The 16,844-nt window shown below is 50.1% G+C and carries 16 protein-coding genes; 3 read left to right on the forward strand and 13 right to left on the reverse strand.

The window, feature by feature from the left end; genetic code table 11:
• Nucleotides 1-102: 102 nt before the first annotated feature.
• The 4 genes from EI981_RS28030 to EI981_RS28045 all read right to left on the reverse strand — a co-directional run bounded on the left by EI981_RS28030 (nucleotide 103) and on the right by EI981_RS28045 (nucleotide 4,400).
• Nucleotides 103-1,017 carry a dihydrodipicolinate synthase family protein gene (locus EI981_RS28030; RefSeq protein WP_127003904.1) on the reverse strand — a complete coding sequence of 305 codons (915 nt, stop codon included), beginning with the start codon at nucleotides 1,015-1,017 and terminating at the stop codon, nucleotides 103-105.
• Between the two features lie 28 nt (nucleotides 1,018-1,045).
• A complete protein-coding gene (locus EI981_RS28035; RefSeq protein WP_127003906.1) occupies nucleotides 1,046-1,885 on the reverse strand; it encodes a carbohydrate ABC transporter permease in 840 nt (279 codons plus the stop codon).
• 110 nt (nucleotides 1,886-1,995) lie between these two features.
• Nucleotides 1,996-2,973: a carbohydrate ABC transporter permease gene (locus tag EI981_RS28040; protein ID WP_127003908.1), complete on the reverse strand. Its 978-nt coding sequence runs from the start codon at nucleotides 2,971-2,973 to the stop codon at nucleotides 1,996-1,998.
• 53 nt (nucleotides 2,974-3,026) lie between these two features.
• Entirely contained in the window at nucleotides 3,027-4,400 is a 1,374-nt protein-coding gene (locus EI981_RS28045) for an ABC transporter substrate-binding protein (RefSeq protein WP_127003910.1), read from the reverse strand.
• A gap of 239 nt (nucleotides 4,401-4,639) precedes the next feature.
• Here EI981_RS28045 and EI981_RS28050 point away from each other — a divergent pair, with 239 nt between their 5' ends.
• Both EI981_RS28050 and EI981_RS28055 read left to right on the forward strand, forming a co-directional pair.
• Complete coding sequence (locus EI981_RS28050; protein ID WP_127003912.1) at nucleotides 4,640-6,478, forward strand: sensor histidine kinase; 1,839 nt, start codon at nucleotides 4,640-4,642, stop codon at nucleotides 6,476-6,478.
• The gene (locus EI981_RS28055; protein WP_127003914.1) at nucleotides 6,459-8,054 is read left to right on the forward strand and encodes a response regulator transcription factor; all 1,596 of its coding nucleotides are present in this window, start codon (nucleotides 6,459-6,461) and stop codon (nucleotides 8,052-8,054) included. The genes EI981_RS28050 and EI981_RS28055 overlap by 20 nt, the downstream gene beginning before the upstream one ends.
• Nucleotides 8,055-8,207: 153 nt before the next feature.
• On the opposite strand, the gene EI981_RS29155 is transcribed toward EI981_RS28055, so the two are convergent.
• Together EI981_RS29155 and EI981_RS29160 are read right to left on the reverse strand one after the other, a co-directional pair.
• The gene (locus tag EI981_RS29155) at nucleotides 8,208-8,717 is read right to left on the reverse strand and encodes a hypothetical protein (protein ID WP_162616294.1); all 510 of its coding nucleotides are present in this window, start codon (nucleotides 8,715-8,717) and stop codon (nucleotides 8,208-8,210) included.
• 11 nt (nucleotides 8,718-8,728) lie between these two features.
• Complete coding sequence (locus EI981_RS29160; RefSeq protein ID WP_162616295.1) at nucleotides 8,729-9,121, reverse strand: hypothetical protein; 393 nt, start codon at nucleotides 9,119-9,121, stop codon at nucleotides 8,729-8,731.
• A 91-nt stretch (nucleotides 9,122-9,212) separates the two neighbouring features.
• Here EI981_RS29160 and EI981_RS29165 point away from each other — a divergent pair, with 91 nt between their 5' ends.
• A complete protein-coding gene (locus EI981_RS29165; protein ID WP_162616296.1) occupies nucleotides 9,213-10,592 on the forward strand; it encodes a LamG domain-containing protein in 1,380 nt (459 codons plus the stop codon).
• 249 nt (nucleotides 10,593-10,841) lie between these two features.
• Here EI981_RS29165 and EI981_RS28065 read toward each other — a convergent pair whose 3' ends face one another.
• The 7 genes from EI981_RS28065 to EI981_RS28095 form a co-directional block, all read right to left on the reverse strand.
• On the reverse strand, nucleotides 10,842-11,228 hold the full coding sequence (locus tag EI981_RS28065; protein WP_127003918.1) for a hypothetical protein: 387 nt from the start codon (nucleotides 11,226-11,228) through the stop codon (nucleotides 10,842-10,844).
• Nucleotides 11,229-11,294: 66 nt separating this feature from the next.
• On the reverse strand, nucleotides 11,295-12,500 hold the full coding sequence (locus EI981_RS28070; protein ID WP_127005093.1) for a hypothetical protein: 1,206 nt from the start codon (nucleotides 12,498-12,500) through the stop codon (nucleotides 11,295-11,297).
• A gap of 28 nt (nucleotides 12,501-12,528) precedes the next feature.
• On the reverse strand, nucleotides 12,529-13,551 hold the full coding sequence (locus tag EI981_RS28075; protein WP_127003920.1) for a hypothetical protein: 1,023 nt from the start codon (nucleotides 13,549-13,551) through the stop codon (nucleotides 12,529-12,531).
• Between the two features lie 42 nt (nucleotides 13,552-13,593).
• Complete coding sequence (locus tag EI981_RS28080; protein ID WP_127003922.1) at nucleotides 13,594-14,208, reverse strand: hypothetical protein; 615 nt, start codon at nucleotides 14,206-14,208, stop codon at nucleotides 13,594-13,596.
• 12 nt (nucleotides 14,209-14,220) lie between these two features.
• Nucleotides 14,221-14,817, reverse strand: a complete 597-nt coding sequence (locus EI981_RS28085; protein ID WP_227011618.1) for a DUF4303 domain-containing protein — start codon at nucleotides 14,815-14,817, stop codon at nucleotides 14,221-14,223.
• 265 nt (nucleotides 14,818-15,082) lie between these two features.
• On the reverse strand, nucleotides 15,083-15,856 hold the full coding sequence (locus tag EI981_RS28090; RefSeq protein ID WP_127003924.1) for an ABC transporter permease: 774 nt from the start codon (nucleotides 15,854-15,856) through the stop codon (nucleotides 15,083-15,085).
• Entirely contained in the window at nucleotides 15,828-16,817 is a 990-nt protein-coding gene (locus tag EI981_RS28095) for an ABC transporter ATP-binding protein (RefSeq protein ID WP_127003926.1), read from the reverse strand. The genes EI981_RS28090 and EI981_RS28095 overlap by 29 nt, the downstream gene beginning before the upstream one ends.
• Between the last annotated feature and the right edge of the window lie 27 nt (nucleotides 16,818-16,844).

A 16,844-nucleotide genomic window follows, 5' to 3' on the forward strand; every position in this document is an offset into this window, starting at 1 on the left:
TTATCCACAGCTCGAACACATCTTTTCTACCTATATTATTGATCCGAATAAAACAATCCCGCTTCGTAAAGAAGCGGGATTATTCTTCGTCTTGCCAAGCCATTACCCTTGATAAGCGGATGCCTTCAAAACAACAGTCTTTTCATAAAACGTCCGAATCACTGCTGTCTCTACATCCGTCAGCTGCTTTAGCGGCTGCCTTGCTCTGGGCGACCGGATAATGCCCTGTGCATAGCATATATACTTCTCGTAAGGGATCACATCGAATTGCGCCATATGCGCAATCACCTCGTTACCCTCGGCCTGGAGTGCCGGAAGCTTCGACCAGCCGCCCCTCTCGGCCTCTTGAAACATCCGGATGAACAGCGGAGCCATCATATTGTACGTGCTGCCGATAGCGCCGTCAGCTCCAGTGAGAGCGCCGGCCGCATACACCTCGTCATGCCCGTTGAAGATTAAAAAGCGGTCTCCGCAGCGGGCACGAATTTGTTGCATCTCGAACAGATTGAGCGAGGTGAATTTGACGCCGATGCATTGGGAATGCCGCGCCATCTCCTCGTAGAAATCCATCGACAGCTGGACTCCTGTTGCTCCTGGATAGTGATAGATAAGCATCGGCAGCGGGACGGCGGCCATAATTGCGTTATAGTGCTCCTTGATCTGTTCTACCGTCGTTTTGTAATAAAACGGCACCACCGCCGACATAGCATCGACGCCCTGCCGCTCAGCATGACGCGCCAGCGCGATCGAAGCTTCCGTACCGATTGATCCGATGTGGGCGATTATCGTTGACTTCCCTTCCGCCGCGCGGACGACCGTCTCCAACACCTCCTGCCTCTCCTTTGTACTCAGGATGAAGCCCTCACCAGTGCTTCCACCCACATAAAACCCTTTAATCCCCTGGGCCTGCAAATGCCAGACCAGACGGGCCAGAGACTCGCGGTCGATACTGCCGTCCTCGTGCATCGGCGTAATCAGCGCAGTATACACTCCTTTGAAATCATGCGGTTTTGTCATCTCTATCGGCTCCTTTTTTGTAAGGCTGTCAACCTTTTACGCTCCCTGCTGTCATTCCCTCGATCAAATACTTCTGAATAAATGCGAAAATCACGATAATCGGCAAAATCACGATAACCCCATTTGCGAGCAATCCGCCCCAGTTGGTCGAGCCCATGCTTTCCATCAATTCGGCAATGCCGACCTGAACGGTTTTCGCATCAATGGAACTGGTTAAAATAAGCGAGTACTGATAGTCATTCCAGCCGAGAATGAATGCATAAAGCGTGATCGACACCAGTCCCGGCAGGCTAAGCGGAATGATGACCGTAAACAACGTCCGCCACTTACCCGCGCCGTCAATCGCCGCAGCTTCCTCCAGCTCGGTCGGTATTGTGCGGAAAAACCCACTCATAATCCACACCCCGACTGGTATCGTTAGTGTCCCGTAAATCATCACCAAAATCGCTTTCGTATTCAGCAGCGAGAACGCCGCTGCCATTTTGTACCACGGAATCATGATCAGCGGTCCTTGAATCATCTGAGCCAGCACGATCAGCACGACGACCAGGCCGACGCCCGGTACCTTGTAACGGGCCAGACCATAGCCGCTAATACAGGCAACGGCTCCCGTAATCAGCGCGGTAATGCCGCACACGATAATCGAATTGAGCAGCAGACGGGGCAGCTGCAAACCCGCATCACCAAGCGCCCAGCGGTAATGTTCCCAGGTTAAATTGTCCACGATCCAGGTCGGTACCGTTGAGAACATTTCTGTATCCGGCTTCAGCGTCGTGACGATCAGCCAGGCGAACGGCAGCAACGTGAATATCATCAATAGCGCCAGCCAGACATAATTCGCCGTTTTTTGAGTAAAGGACTCCTTCATAAGTCGCACCTCGAATCATACAACGTTGTTAGTGGCCCTGCATTGTGCGAGCCAGACCAAGACTCGTTCGAACATCGCGTCAAACGCGAATGCTATCATTACTTGAACGTCTATTCCTGGTTTCGGCCGAACAGGCGCGAATAAATGACGACCAGAATCAATACCATCCCCATCGACAGCGTCGCGATTGCCGAACCTTTGCCAAGGTCGAAATAGACGAATGAATTCGTATATAAGTACGTCGGCAAAATACTGGTTGCATACCCCGGGCCACCGTTCGTCAGAGCCCATATCATTTCGAATTTGGTCCAGGAGGAGACAATGCTGACAAGCCCTGTCACGTACATGATCGGCTTCAGCATCGGCAGCGTTATCCGTGTAAACCGCTGCCACGCGGAGGCTCCATCCATATGAGCCGCTTCGATCATCTCCCTAGAGATACCCGTGAGCCCGGACAACATCATCAGCGTAATATAGGGGAATCCCTTCCACGCTGACGTGAGCAGCAGTGCGGGCCAGACCAGTTGTTCGTCTCCAAGCCAGACGATATTCTCTGAAATAAGGTGAACCATTTTCAAATAATGGTTAAATAACCCGTAATGACCGTCGTAAATCCACTTCCAGACGATGCCGATAATGACGACGGGCGATACCCATGGAACCATCATCAATCCGCGCCATAGCCCTCTAAACCGTATCTTGCTGAACAAAATAATTGCGGCTGGGATCGCAATCGCGAATTGCAGCGCAGTGGACCCGAGCACCCAGATGAGGCTATTCCAAAAAATGCGCCAAAAGGCTACGTCGTTCATGAGCAGTTCCTTGTAATTGCCGAAGCCGTTGAACGACATGCCCCGTCCGGAGATAAGCGAGTAATCGTACAGGCTCAGCCGGATCGTTTCCGCAAGCGGATAAAATTGAAACACAACAATGTAAAGGACGACGGGCGCCAGCAAAAAATACCCGAAGCCGAATTCCCGAAAAAACGCCGAAACGCGTCCCCGCTGCCGGTTGAGCAGCGGATCCTGTTTATCTAGCCTCAGTATGTCGGACATTTCTTCCGCTTCCTTTCCTTCTTTCGGTCTCATATCATCAGGTGGAGCCGCTACGGTTCGCCATGCAACTCCACGGGAGTCCCGGCCTATTCAAGTTTGGCCTTGATTTTGTCAATTCCGTCCTTCATGGCGGCATATGCCTCTTCAACCGTCACTTTGTCGTTCAATAGCTTGGCCATCTGTTCCTGAACGATCACTTCCATCTCGCTTTGCCCCGGAATTTTGTCCATCGGAACACCGGATTCAGCGAGCAGTTTACTGAAATCGTTCAGCATTGTCTTGTGGCCCTCGATCGCTTTCGGATATATTTTTTCAGACTTCTTGATTATTTCGTCTAGGCTCGTGCTTTTGATCGCCGTTACGTTGACGACGGATGCCGCCGTGCTGTTGAATTCCTGGGATGACCATTCCTGCATCAGTCTCCAAGCGACCTCCTTGTTTTTGTTGTCCTTGAACATCGCGATGCCGACATTCGATACCGGCGCTTTGGCCGCCGTGCCAGAAGGTCCCTTCGGATACGCAATCGTTCGGGAGACGTTGACGATATCCGGGTTGATGCTGTATACGTTGGCCGTAAAGAACGTTCCAGCCGCAATCATTCCGACCTCGCCATTGCTGTAAGCGCGGAACATTTCCGGGTAGCCCCAAGTCAGATGCGCTTTCGGCTGATAAGGCTCCAGATTTTTAAAATGCTGAAGCGTCTCCAGGAATTTGCTTTTGCTCTCATCTGAAGTATCACTCAGTAGCAGATCATTGCTATATGCGGCTGTGAACGGTACGCGGAAAGCGAATCGGGCTGTTCCAAGCGGATAGCCGAAACCGTACTTGCCATCCTTCGTCATCGCTTTGGCAGCATTCTCAACGTCCTCCCACGTTTGCAAGTCCTCCAGTTTCATGCCCGCTTCGTTCAGCATTTGCTCATTGACGATCAACGTGAAGGAGTTAGCCAGATTCGGCACAGCGTACAGCTTACCGTCCTCCTGGGCATATTCCATCGTACCCGGCAGAAAATCATCCTTCTTCAGTTGCTCGCCCTCTTGCTCGAAGTAGGGCGTCAGGTCTTCCAGGCCGTTCAGCCGAACTAAATTGGTGACGTCCTGCGTCTGCGTGAGATCCGGGACGTCGCCAGAATTCAGCATGACGGACAGCTTTTTCTCCATATCCGCCCACGACAAATACATATACTCGATATTGACGTTCGGGTATTTCTCTTTCATTCTCGCCTTGAACTGTTCAGCCAGTTCTTTCTCCGCCTCCGAAGTGCCCGGATAGACGAACCGGATGTCAGCCTTGACCGTGCTCCAATCGATGGCCTCTCCGCTAACAGCCGTCGATGGCGGCTCGCTTCCACTTCCGTTCTCTCCCGCGGTATTCCCGCCAGATGCTCCGCATCCGCTCACCAGCAGTGACAGCGCAACGATAACCGTACCGAGCCCGAATCTTTTTTTCCCCCTACGCATGTCTTCATCATCCTCCCGTTTCGACTTGTCTTGCTTGTGCACAATCCCATCTTACCCGCGGATCCGAAGCTCAACAATGCGGCAATTTCAAGTTTTGGTGGATTCCGTCAAGGAACTGGTTGCCATCGCCCTTCCCCGTATTGAATGCAGAGAAAGGGTTTGCTAATGTAACAATATAAAACGCTTTCAAATCCCATTTTCTATGCGGCTCAATCAACGCCGCCTGCTGGAGGCATTCTATGTTCGTATTTAGACAGCTGCAGACCAAACTGTTCGTATCCTTTGTACTGCTCGTCCTTATTCCGCTGTTAACGCTTGGCTTCTTCTCGTTTCGCACCGCTACTTCCTCTCTGGAGAAGGAGACGGAGCAAAACCAAGCTCAGACGGTACGCCTGATCGGCAACAACATCAAGCTGATGCTGGACGATGCCGGCGACATCACCTCTTACATTATGAACAACGTCAGCTTACAAAGCCTGCTCAGCCGGGACTTTAACGGACCGGTTAACGTTGAGCAGGCTGCTGCACTCGCTTATCTCGACAATATCAAAACCGCCAAAAAATATGTCAGTTTCCTTGTCATCTACGGGCAAAACGGGTTTTTATACCGCGATTTCAGTGAATTTTTCCGGCAGGTCATCCCATATACCGACTTCATCGAGATGCCGCTTTACACCGCCGTTGCTTCCCGGGACGGAGAGGCGTTCTGGACGTATTCCAGCACCTCCCTCTTTACGTACGGTCACAGCTACAATGAAATAATGATCGGACGGCGGATCGTCGATTTATATGACCCGGACAACAAGCTTGGCTTGCTGTTTATGGGTGTAAACCGTGACGCAATCGGCAATATCATTCAGGACATCGAGATTGTGCGCTCGTCCAACATCTTTATTTTTGATGACAACTACAATCTCGTATCGAGCAAGAGCCAGAACATCGAGTTGAAAAAAACACTGACGGACGACCTGGGGCTAAAGCGGCAGCTTTCACTTAAGACACATTCGGAGATCTACAATATCAACGGGAAGCGTTATTCCGTCGCCAGCACGGTCGTGGAACCTTATAATTGGAACATCGTGAGCCTCACGCCGCTGGAAATCATCCAAAGTGAACACCGCATCATGCTAAATGTGACCCTGGCGCTGTCGTTATCGCTGCTCGCCCTAGTCGGACTCTGCTCGGTATTCCTGTCCCGCAGCATTACAAGGCCGATCAAGAAGTTGCTTCGCTCCATGAACAACTTCAAGCGGGGCGACTTCAACCAGAAAGTCGAGGTCACCTCGCGCGACGAGATCGGCCTGCTTACCCAAAAGTACAATGATATGGTCATCGAAACGAACAGTCTCATCCAGAAAGTATACATCAGTCAGACAAAACAAAAGATGATCGAGCTTAAGACGCTTCAGACCCAGATTGAACCGCATTTTCTGTACAATACGCTGGACTATATTTTTCTCAATTCCAAGATGAACGGAGACGATAATACGGCCCAGGTGACGCAATCGCTGGCCGAGCTGTTCCGACTTTCCCTGAACAAGGGCAAGGATTACTATATGATCCGCCAGGAGCTAAGCCAGGTTAAGGCCTATATCCATATACAGCATGCCCGCTTCCCGAACCGGTTTGTTCCCCGTTACGAGATCGACCCGGACATATTGCCCTATTATACGATGAAGCTGCTGCTGCAGCCGCTGGCGGAAAACGCCATCCTGCACGCCTTCAATATGAAACGGGAACGGCCCGGAACGCTGTTGATCAGAGGAAGAAAGCTTGACGGGCAGAGAGTGGAATTCGTCGTCGAAGACGACGGCTGCGGAATGAGTCCAGAGCTGGCAAACTCGCTGCTGTCCGGTGACGACGGAACAAACCAGGCGACGGATGCGATCAGCGGCAAAGCTGGCGGCACCGGCTACGGCATTCGCAACGTCAACGAAAGGCTGACGATGATGTTCGGGCCTGAATACGCTCTGCGTATCGAGAGCGAACCTGGAGACGGCACACGTGTTCTGCTGGTCATTCCGCTCATATCTGACGATAACCAATGGAGGTTACTCTATGAAAATCATGGTCATTGACGACGAGCCCATCGTGCCCCAAGCTCTACGGGCCCTCATTCCATGGGAGGAGCACGGTTTTACATGGCTGCCGCCCGTGGACAACGGAGAAGAAGCGCTGGAACTAATTAAGCGAGACAAGCCCGATCTGCTGCTGCTGGATTGCCGGATGCCGGGTAAAACCGGCTTGGAATTGCTGGAGGAAATCCATGCGTGGGAGCTGCCTGTCAAATCGGTCATATTAAGCGGACACGATGAGTTCACCTACGCACAGCAGGCGATCAAGCTGGGCGCCATTGATTATTTACTTAAGCCGCCGGATCTCGAACAGCTACTGAATGTTGTCGTGTCGGTCAAGCAGCAATGGGAAGAGGAGCAGAAGCTAAAAAGTCAGCTCAAGGACCATCTGCCGCTGATCCGCTTCCGCTTCCTTACCTCCCTACTAGAAGGAGCTAGCTTCAACGACGATCTATTTGCGGAGAAAACCGAGTTTCTGCACATTCCCTTACGGATCGGCCCCGTTTATCTGGCGGTCATCGAGCTGGAGGAAGATCCGGACTTTCCGAAAGACTACTCTTACGAGGATCAGCAGCTGATGAACTTCGCCGTGATGAATATTGCCAAGGAGACGCTGGCAGCATGGCCTGACAAATTTTTGATGTGCCCCGGCCACAACCGGTTCGTTCTGCTGGCCAATGTCACGCTGGCCGACAAGGCGCGGTTTCGCGACGATCTGCACCGACTGGCGTACAATCTGCGCGGGGCGCTCCGCTATATGGTCATGATCGGGGTATCCGTACATGGGATGAGCCTCAATAACGAGGGCAAAGGCCTCTATCAATCGGCCCGGACGGCGCTGGAGTACAAATACTATACCGGTCCGAACGAGATCGTGTTTGTCGAGGATCTGGAATGGGAAAATGCTATCTCCCCGAATCAGAAGCTCCCGGCTTCCACTCCGGTTGACGAAGCGCTTCAGCTTGCGCTCAAAATCGGTAATCCTGAGCAGCTTGCATGTTGGCTGGACGACTTTGTCCGGCATTTGAAGAGCAGCGACTACCCCGTGCAGGTGACCAAATCCATCGCCCTCCAGCACATGGTGGCAACTGCCGACTCGTTAGCGGCCATACACCCGAAGCTGGCGCTCGACGAGCTGCTTCCCGCCGGGCAGATTACCCGTTTCTTCGAGACGTCGACGCTGGAGCAGCTCTCTGAAGAGATGCGCCGTTATCTGGACGCACTTCTACGGCGGACCCTCGATTTGCGTAAAGTCGGCAAAAATGCGATCGTGGAAAAGACTAAGCGATTCATCGAGGAGCATTTCCAGGAGAATGTCACGCTGGAGACAGCAGCACAGGAAGTCTACTTATCTCCCGTCTACCTCAGCTTTCTGTTCAAGCAGGTCGAAGGCGTCAACCTGTCCGACTACTTGACCGAAATACGGATTGCCGAAGCGAAGCGTCTCCTTGCGGAAACCTCCCTGAAAACCTATGAGGTGGCGCTCCGCTCCGGCTATCAGGACGAGAAATATTTCAGCCGTCTGTTCAAAAAAAGAACAGGCCTGACTCCGACCGAATACCGCAACCGCGAAACTTGATCGCATTACCGCTCGATACGTTAAAATAATCTACCAAATCTAGACTCTGTCCAATAGGTCGGAAAGAGTCGATTTGGTATGATCTTTTATGTAAACGCTTTATATTCTATATCCAAGGAGCTGATGATTCCCTTGAAACAAGCCTTTTCTTGTTTAATGCTCGTTTGCCTTATGGCCGCTTTGGCGCTTCCTGCTGCCGCTTCTGGTTATCGCGTCGATCCGAAACGGATCTATGCCAATGACGGCACCAACGATTTCTGGTGGTCCCATACGCGCTGTGCCACCCTGCCGGGCCAGGGCCAAGATAGCGCTCCGGTGATTTTGTGCACGGCGTCCAAGGATTTGAACGACAACCACTCCGACGTATTTTTCGACATCGCCTACACGATCAGCAGCGATCTTGGGGACAGCTGGACGCCCTACACCGTTATTCCGCAATACAATTGGAGGATGCTTCCAAACGGTTACATGGGCATGCTGATCGATCCCGTCCCTGTCTATCACGCCGCATCCGGCAAAATTCTGCTGCTTGGTATGGCTCAGTCGTACGACGCCAATTACGCCAAAAAGCAAACCTATCCCGCTTATGCCGTCTACGATCCGACAACAGGAGCCTGGAGCGCAGATTGGCAGCTCTTCGATTGGCCACAAGTCTTCGGTCATGCGGGAAGCTCCTACCCGTACATAGACGAGCGGACCGGCAAGGTGCTGTGGCCGATCCACTCGATCTCCGGCTCAGGCGCGCTGCAAGTCGTGACCGCCTCCTTCGACGGGACCTCGCTGACATACGAGAGCATAAGCGGCACAGTTTCGAACACCGGATCACACGGTAATCGCTCAGGTATCGAGGCTTCGCTGACCGAGTTCGGCGGTGAATACTTCCTAACGAGCAGGGATGACACGAACAACCGCTTGGCTAAGAGTGCGAACGGAATCGTCTGGCAGCCTGCCGTCGATCTGCAGTGGGAGGATGGCACCCCCGTCTCCGGCAGCATGAATACGCAGATGCATTGGATTACACGTCCGGACGGCTTGTATCTCGTATATACCCGGCAGGACGCCGTCAATTCGGATGTGTTTCGTTATCGGTCGCCTCTTTGGATGGCGGAGGTGAATCCAGTGACGCTCAAGCTGAAGAAGGAAACAGAGCGCAACGTGATGCCGAACACGACTGACCGCGCGCAGCTTGGAAACTTCGGCACGCTGAACGTCACGCCGGAGCTGAGCATCGTTACGAGCAATGAATGGAAGTCGCTTCAGCCTAACAGCACCATCGTGTCGCGTATATGGTGGAACCAGTCCTTGCTCGGGAGCTGGCCGCTGAACGAAACGGCCGGAACAACGGCCACCGATACATCGGGTGCAGGGCATGACGGCTCGATCACAGGTGCCGTCCCCGGAGCGGAAGGACGCTTCGGCGCGGCGCTGAGCTTTGCCAAAGCCGGCGATCACATCAACCTCGGCCATCCTGCGGACGGCTCGTTTGACTTCGGCGCGACGCAGGACTTTAGCGTCTCAGCATGGGTCAAGACAAGCCATACCGGTTCGATCCAATATATCGTGAACAAAGGCGATACGAACGGCTCCTTCTGGCTCCGTTTCGAAGCGGACGGAGCGCTCCGGTTCCTGCTCGATTACGGCAGCACGTTCGACTATGTAAAGTCTCCCGCTTCCTTTGCGGACGGCAAGTGGCATCATGTCGTCGGCGCGGCGGACCGCGATGCCGGACTGCGGCTTTACGTTGACGGAGCGCTCGTCGCGCAATCGTCCACCATGTTGGGAGGAAGCATATCCAGCGCCCTACCGCTGACGATCGGTACCGATTCAGCTTTGACGCTGAAGGGACTGATTGCCGAGGTAAAGCTATACAATTACGTCCTGGATGAATTTGAGGTACTCGGTCTTGGTGGTGTTGTCGGCAGCTGGAGCTTTGATGAGCCGACTGCGGGAAGCGGCATTGTTACGGCCAACGACGTAAGCGATTACGAATACGGGATGCTGCTGAACGGCGCGGCGCGCAGTCCCGCGGGCAAATCGGGAGGAGCCGTCCAACTCTCGGGAAGCAGACAATTCGTCAAGCTGGGCGATCCGGATTCCGGTGCCTACGACTTCGGCACTGACCGGGATTTCAGTCTAACCGCATGGTTTAAAACTGACGTTTCCGGAACATCGGGATATATCGTAAATAAAGGAGATACGAACGCATCCTATGCCCTACGGATCGAAAGCAACGGTACGATTCGTTTCTGGCTCGACTACGGCAGCACCGCCGATGCCGTGCAATCGGCCCAGGCGTATGCAGACGGCAAGTGGCATCATATCGCCGCTGTAGCCGACCGGGACACGGGACTGAAGCTGTACGTAGACGGAATATTGGTCGGAGAAAATACATCGCTTCTCGGAGGCGACATATCGAACAAGTTGTCACTGACAGTCGGTCATAACTCGCCCTCCACGCCGAACGGACTTATCGACGAGGTTCAGCTGTACCGCTATGCGTTGACGGAAGAAGAAGCTGTAGAGATCGCACAGCGCTAGCCCTCTTTTTGTAAAGCGATAGAGGAACTTTTTACTGAACGAAGTTGCAGTGAGTCCTAAAGAGGATGACTATTCATAGCTATAAGCTTTCCTGATCCCCCAGTCTAACTGGGGTTTTTTGTGAAATACTCGTTCGTTGATCAATTGCACCAGAAAACCTACAAACGAAGGATCATATACGATCCCCCTGATCCATTAACGCATTTTTCATATGTAACCTCCTTCCCCAATGACTCCATGATAAGGTACTTATTTATCAATAATTTCCCAGTCTAGTTCGGCAGTTGTGCCTTCTATTAATTGCAGGAGTGCAGATTCAATAAGCTCAAGGCTAATGATATACTTCTGGGGAAATTCACAGGCTTGGCCGCCTACTGTAATCTCAACAAGCTCGTCTTCTTCCTCCAGTGGGCCGAGAAGATTGTAAATCGCAGCGTCGGTCTCCACAGTAACGATGAACTCGTGACTGCCGCCGCCGATCATGATCATGTTCTCCATGTACCGAACCGTGACCTGGCTGCGTGTAAAGCCATCCATACGCCGAATGATTTCCAGGCACGTGTCAAGCGATGCATGAGAATGCTCGATCGTGTCTGCTACAGCTCCTTTCCGCTGTTCCTCATAAACGGTGATCACCGGTCAACACTCCTTTCCAATTTGTAATTTGGCTGTTTCCAGTACCCGTTCATGAACACATTTTAATCAGTAATCGCGAGCTGCATCGAACCAGCGCCCGGCCATCTCCTCCGTTATAGGCTGGCCAATCAGGTGATCGGACTGGCTGAGTTGCCATACTGCTTCGCCAAGGTCTTCTCTTTCAGTGGTTTCGATGCCTTTGAGGGTATTGAAACGTACGGTGAAAGCGGTAATGGCTGCCTCGGCATCGGCGAAGCTGCGGGCCTGGGCCAAGGATGCCTGTGCAACTTTGTAAGCTTCGTTAGCCAGTTTGGCCAGACGTTTAGGCCAGGACGCAAACGGGCGGCCAAATTCGGTCGTCCACCACTCAGGCTTTCGCAATTGGCTCACCGAAGCATGCCCGGCCCATGGACGTGTTTTGGCGCGTGTTTTCATTTGCTGCCTTAAGCGCTTGCCCGTGGTCTCTTCCACATTGTAGGCGATAAATCTGTTGAGCAACGGCCATGTGTCCAAGGGGGGCAAGTCCTGCAAATCAGGCATGAAGCGCAGCTCCAGATTCGTTAACCGGGCATAGCGAGCCAACAAGTCCATGTCACAGAAGTTCCCCCACAAACTCAGTGAGTCAAGGTTGGGGAACCGATCTAGACAGTCCAGCGAGATGGGCTGTCCCAGCGGCGTATTTTCCAGCGTCAGGCTAGTCACCTGGTGCAATTCACCCAGATCGGGCAGCTTGAAAGGAGGATCATTCTTGCGTCGGCTGGTGCGCGGCGCTAGTGTCAGAGAAGACGGCATATCGCCAGTAGCCGAGAAGCGTGATAGATCGCCGGACACGTGCAGGCGGAAAGGCCTCTTCGGAAGCATCAAGCTCAGGCACCCTCCGGACTGGCCCAGCTCGATATGAAAGCTATGTAAAATGGACTGACTGGCGTCTACCACCGTATCGGCAGATAGGACTGGAGCCCACGTCATCTCTTCAATGGGACGTGTCTGCGCCCAATCCAAGAATCCCGCATCACTGCCTGAATAGTGCAGAAATCGCGGCCAGGGCGAGCCCGCCGGCGTGGCAAAGGCATCGAAAACGGTCCAATCAATCCTTGCGTCTGGCGCGACATGAAGGTCCGCCTTTTTCCCTAATTGCGAAGGTCCGATAGATAGGCTCCCCACACCGGGCCGAATGACAAGAGTGTGGCTGCGAGGACCCGTCAGGTCAATGGGATAACAACCGTTTTCTCTAACGGAATCAGAAGGGTGAGCTTGGTTATGAATTGGCATTTCCGTCATCCTTTCTTCTACCCTTGGTTTAGATGCTCCATTTTTGAAAACCCAACTTGAATAAGGAGTCTTGTATTTCTTGATCTACTTTGCTTTTGGTGGTTGTGATTTCCAATTCGGACAATGCACTCGGAAGCTTTTGCCGGATGAAGGTATCAAAATCGATGGCCGTTTTAAAAATGCGGAGCTTGCGCAGCGACGGCAACCGCTCCATCCCCGACAAACGAGCCAAACCTTTACAATTAGAAATGGTTATCTCCTCCAGCGCCTCCATCCCACGATCAAAGCCGATTCCCTGCAGTCTAGCTTGGTCCTCTATCTTAAGGCTCGTCAACGCTCGGAATTTCGTAATATTGCTCAGGTCATGAAAACCCCGGATTCTACAAATCTCCAAGTCGGCGATTTCATTCTCTTCGATTTCCTGAATATGCTCTCGCCCTCCAAGCAAAATGCGAAGATGCTTCAACTTCTTCAATCGGTTTATAAAATGTAACGGTAATTTACTAATGGAATGTAGCGCTAGGTAATTCAAATCTTCCAGATAGCCTATCTCATCCAGGTTTTTCACCTTGCCCCCAACATGCAAATGTTCCAGATGAGAGAACTCTTTGAAATATTGCAGGTTGAGAATCTTTTTATCCGAGATAATGACTAAATCTCTTAAAGAGCGCAGTGAGTCTATTCCCAAAATATCTGAATTCTCCAGCTCATGTATGCCCAGATTCAGACTGTGCAAATGTTCCAGCCTGGCCAATGTATCTGTGTTATGTGCCTGGACGAGACTATTAAGATGCAGCATTTTGACATTGGGAATCCTCAGGAGCACACGACCATCAAACGAGAGGGAGTAATGCCCGTAGAAACGTACTCCGAAGTTCTCATCCAAACGCGCGCAAAGCTCATCTACTTCCTCCAAAATGGAGGCATAAAAATCCGGGTGAGAGAACTGGACAATCACTTGGTTACCGTCGCGCAAATCCTGCTTGATCTGTACCCGGTCCAGCGCAACAGGATTATTGATCAGAATCTTTCTTTTCCATTTCTTGCGCATTCGTAACCTCCTATTTGCCCTCGAGCAGAAGTCTGCAATACCCTACTTATTATTCGTGACAAGCTTATATTTCTTAAAAATCCAAGAGTCCATCATATCATTCATCGCAGCTTTGCTTATGCGAACAGGTGGTTTTTGCTCTTGCAATGCATCTTCCGCATGTGCAAAAAAACGAAGCGGTGTTGTGATTTTTTTAATATTGTTTGCTACTTCGTTAAAAAACGTATACGTTAATGGCTGATGTTCCCGAATATCCTCGTAAATATAATACTTCCCTTTTTCGTCCTCCAAATCAATTTGAAAACCTTTCGGTAAGGAAAACATGATATATGGCAATTCATCTTCTGCCCATTGTCGGAGATATGGAAACCTGATACTTTCGTTTCTTACAAAGAATCCAGAACTTTCTTTATCAGCAGTAACAGAAATAGAATATACAAAAAAAGGGTGGTAATCGGGCTTTTCTTGCGTTATGAAATATTGGTAGAACTTTTCATAAGTCTCATACACTTGTGTTTGGTCATGTTTTGTCTGAGCATAATTAGTAAGACTAAATTGTGCTTGTTTCTGCTCGAAAAGTTTTAAAACATCCTTAAATTCCTCTGGTGATATAAAGAATTTAAGTTTATAGAATCCGCTGTGTTTTAATCTATCCATTTATTCCACCGCCTAATAAGTCAGAGTGTATTCATCTATCGTGGCACTCTTACTCCGCCGCTTCCGCCAACCATGCTTCATAGCCGGAGACTCTGCCCGATTCAAACGCAGAGCGATTTCGGTATTGATTTCATCCGGCGGCATGACCTCGACAAGAACGCATATCGACTCCCGTGGTTGATTCAAGGCAAACACGCCTTCATCATCGAGCATTTTCATCGCCAGCTCCAAGGCCTTCAGCCTCAACTCAAACTCACGATTCCTTTCGTCAGCCTCAAGCTCCGCAATGGAAGGGCGCTCCATAAACAATTGTTTAACGTCATCGAAGTTCTCATCCCTGAAACAACAATAGGGCGAATCGGCATAGGACCATTTGATGAGTTCCTCAATCGTTGATTCCGGCGTGTCGCTTTCGTCTCCTTGCCTGGCCGCTTCCCTCTCCAAGGCCTCCCATGACCAAGCGGAAATGCTTGGCGCATGTCCCTCTTCAGTAGTAAATAGGGTGCAGTAATAGAAACGCTCGCCATTTTCAAAAAGAGTACGAAAAGACATTCTGGCTGCACCAGCGATCTCTGCCGCCAGCTCCTCAATTTCTTGCGTCGATTTCATAACCATTGCCCCCTTTCCGTTTTTAAATTTCGGATTCATCACTATGGGTCATAGTTGCGAAAATGACTCGTATGTATCTTATTTCCATTATAGTGAACGTTTGTCCTGAATCCACCTACTTTTTACCTGAATTCTGGAAATGTGCTCGATTCACTTCCTCATGTGAAAAGAGGGTGTCTCTCCGTCATCTTAGGACTTCGGGACACCCTCTTTTGAACTATTCCACATCTTCTGCATTCTCTCCGTCACTCATAATGACAGTACACTAGTATTGCCCTAGAAGACCTTTTTTCATGGCTATTTTCTCGCAGCGATGAAAAACAACGAGTCCAAGAATCAAATATACTAGCGAATTTAATAATAAAACCCCGTAATCTGACAAAGGTAATTGGGTCAACGTCAGATCCTCTATCATCACGGTTCTTACCATATTCACACCTTGAACGAATGGGGCGAATGCTAGAAACGGAGCTGCAGTTAAAGGAACAAATACAAGCCCCATCAAAACAAATTGAAAAATCTGTAAAAATGCTTGAATTTGCTTTACGATAATAGCTAAACCAGCAATCATAAAGCTGATACCTATCATACTTACTATAGTAACTAGAATAATCGGGATTGTTGTCATAGGATTAAGGCTCAGCCACTGGCCGGAGGTTAGCATTGCACCAAAAAGCAAGATGACCATAATAACAAACTGTAAGCCAAATTGGGCGATGATCCTCGTGAGCATTATTTTCCACACGCCCCTTGGGGACATATATATCTGTTCTAATGTGCCACGCGTCGCTTCTGTTACTACCGAATAACCAATAAAGTTCATCGTCATCATCGTTAAGCTCCAGAACATTACACTTACAATGGAATATTGAACATTCATCTCAAAACTGGCAGGATCTCCTATGAACATAATTCCAAAAAATGCAGCCAGAAATATAATATAAAAAGTAACCACTAACGCAATAGTGTTCGGTAGATAACGTTTCATCTCAATATATTCCTTACGAAAATTAGCATTGAACAAGTGGAGCCATTTCACTAGTCATCCCTCCCTTTACTATCTGAATAAACACTTGTTCAAAATCGATCGTTATACGATCAATACTCTCCACCATAGTTCCTTCCTCTTTCAGAAGATCGAACAATTCGTAGATGTCCTGGCCATGCTCTAAATTCACTTCCACGATGGTTTCATGAGAGCTTGCTTTATAGGTACTTAAAGGAAATCTACTTGTTAGTTTATTCTCCTGTTCTACGCTTAACTTCTCACCCAACTTAATTGAATATGCCCTTGTCTCAAATAACTTCAATAAATTCTCCACCCTGTCGTCAATCACGACTTCACCTTTATTAATGATAATGGCTCGGTCACACAGCTCCTGTACAACGGGCATATCATGGGAACTAATAATAATCGTGCGTTTTTCTTCCTTAACTATCGTTTTTAAAATGTTACGCAATTCATAACTAACCTCAACATCCAAACCTAGAGTTGGCTCATCCAGCAAGATGACATCCGTATTAGCCAGGAGTGCTACAGCGATGGCCAGCTTTTGTTGCATCCCCCGCGATAATCCATTGACAAGCTCATTCTCCTTTTCTTTAAGGTTGAATTGCTCTAATAATTTATCCGCTTGATCGGCGATTTGCTTCCGAGAGTAGCCCCGGTTACCTGCGAAATATTCTAAGTTTTCTCGGACGGTGAGACGCCAATATAAATTTCGGTTCCCCTCCAATACAGCACTAATATGCTCAAGTGCCTTAAGTCTCTTCTTACCAATATCTAAGCCATTAATATGTATAGAACCAGCATCCGCATCTAACAAGCCACAGAGCATCTTTATCGTTGATGTTTTCCCAGCGCCATTGGGCCCTAATAAACCGAGGACCTCTCCTCGATTCACATGAAAAGATACATCACGAACGGCATGCACCTTCTCTTTCGTTTTTCTTTTCCCATACACCTTGCTAATGCCCCGTACTTCAATAATTTTCTCCACTTCATTACCATCCTCTCCCGTAGGATA

It is taken from the genome of Paenibacillus lutimineralis, assembly GCF_003991425.1.
Classification (GTDB): Bacteria; Bacillota; Bacilli; order Paenibacillales; family Paenibacillaceae; genus Fontibacillus; species Fontibacillus lutimineralis.

Coding starts and splice junctions, on each gene's coding strand:
- EI981_RS28030 (WP_127003904.1), bottom strand. CDS start 1,017: ATGACAAAACCGCATGATTTCAAAGGAGTGTATACTGCGCTGATTACG.
- EI981_RS28035 (WP_127003906.1), bottom strand. CDS start 1,885: ATGAAGGAGTCCTTTACTCAAAAAACGGCGAATTATGTCTGGCTGGCG.
- EI981_RS28040 (WP_127003908.1), bottom strand. CDS start 2,973: ATGAGACCGAAAGAAGGAAAGGAAGCGGAAGAAATGTCCGACATACTG.
- EI981_RS28045 (WP_127003910.1), bottom strand. CDS start 4,400: ATGCGTAGGGGGAAAAAAAGATTCGGGCTCGGTACGGTTATCGTTGCG.
- EI981_RS28050 (WP_127003912.1), top strand. CDS start 4,640: ATGTTCGTATTTAGACAGCTGCAGACCAAACTGTTCGTATCCTTTGTA.
- EI981_RS28055 (WP_127003914.1), top strand. CDS start 6,459: ATGAAAATCATGGTCATTGACGACGAGCCCATCGTGCCCCAAGCTCTA.
- EI981_RS29155 (WP_162616294.1), bottom strand. CDS start 8,717: ATGACCGAAGACTTGTGGCCAATCGAAGAGCTGCCAATCTGCGCTCCA.
- EI981_RS29165 (WP_162616296.1), top strand. CDS start 9,213: ATGCCGAACACGACTGACCGCGCGCAGCTTGGAAACTTCGGCACGCTG.
- EI981_RS28070 (WP_127005093.1), bottom strand. CDS start 12,500: ATGCCAATTCATAACCAAGCTCACCCTTCTGATTCCGTTAGAGAAAAC.
- EI981_RS28075 (WP_127003920.1), bottom strand. CDS start 13,551: ATGCGCAAGAAATGGAAAAGAAAGATTCTGATCAATAATCCTGTTGCG.
- EI981_RS28080 (WP_127003922.1), bottom strand. CDS start 14,208: ATGGATAGATTAAAACACAGCGGATTCTATAAACTTAAATTCTTTATA.
- EI981_RS28085 (WP_227011618.1), bottom strand. CDS start 14,817: ATGAAATCGACGCAAGAAATTGAGGAGCTGGCGGCAGAGATCGCTGGT.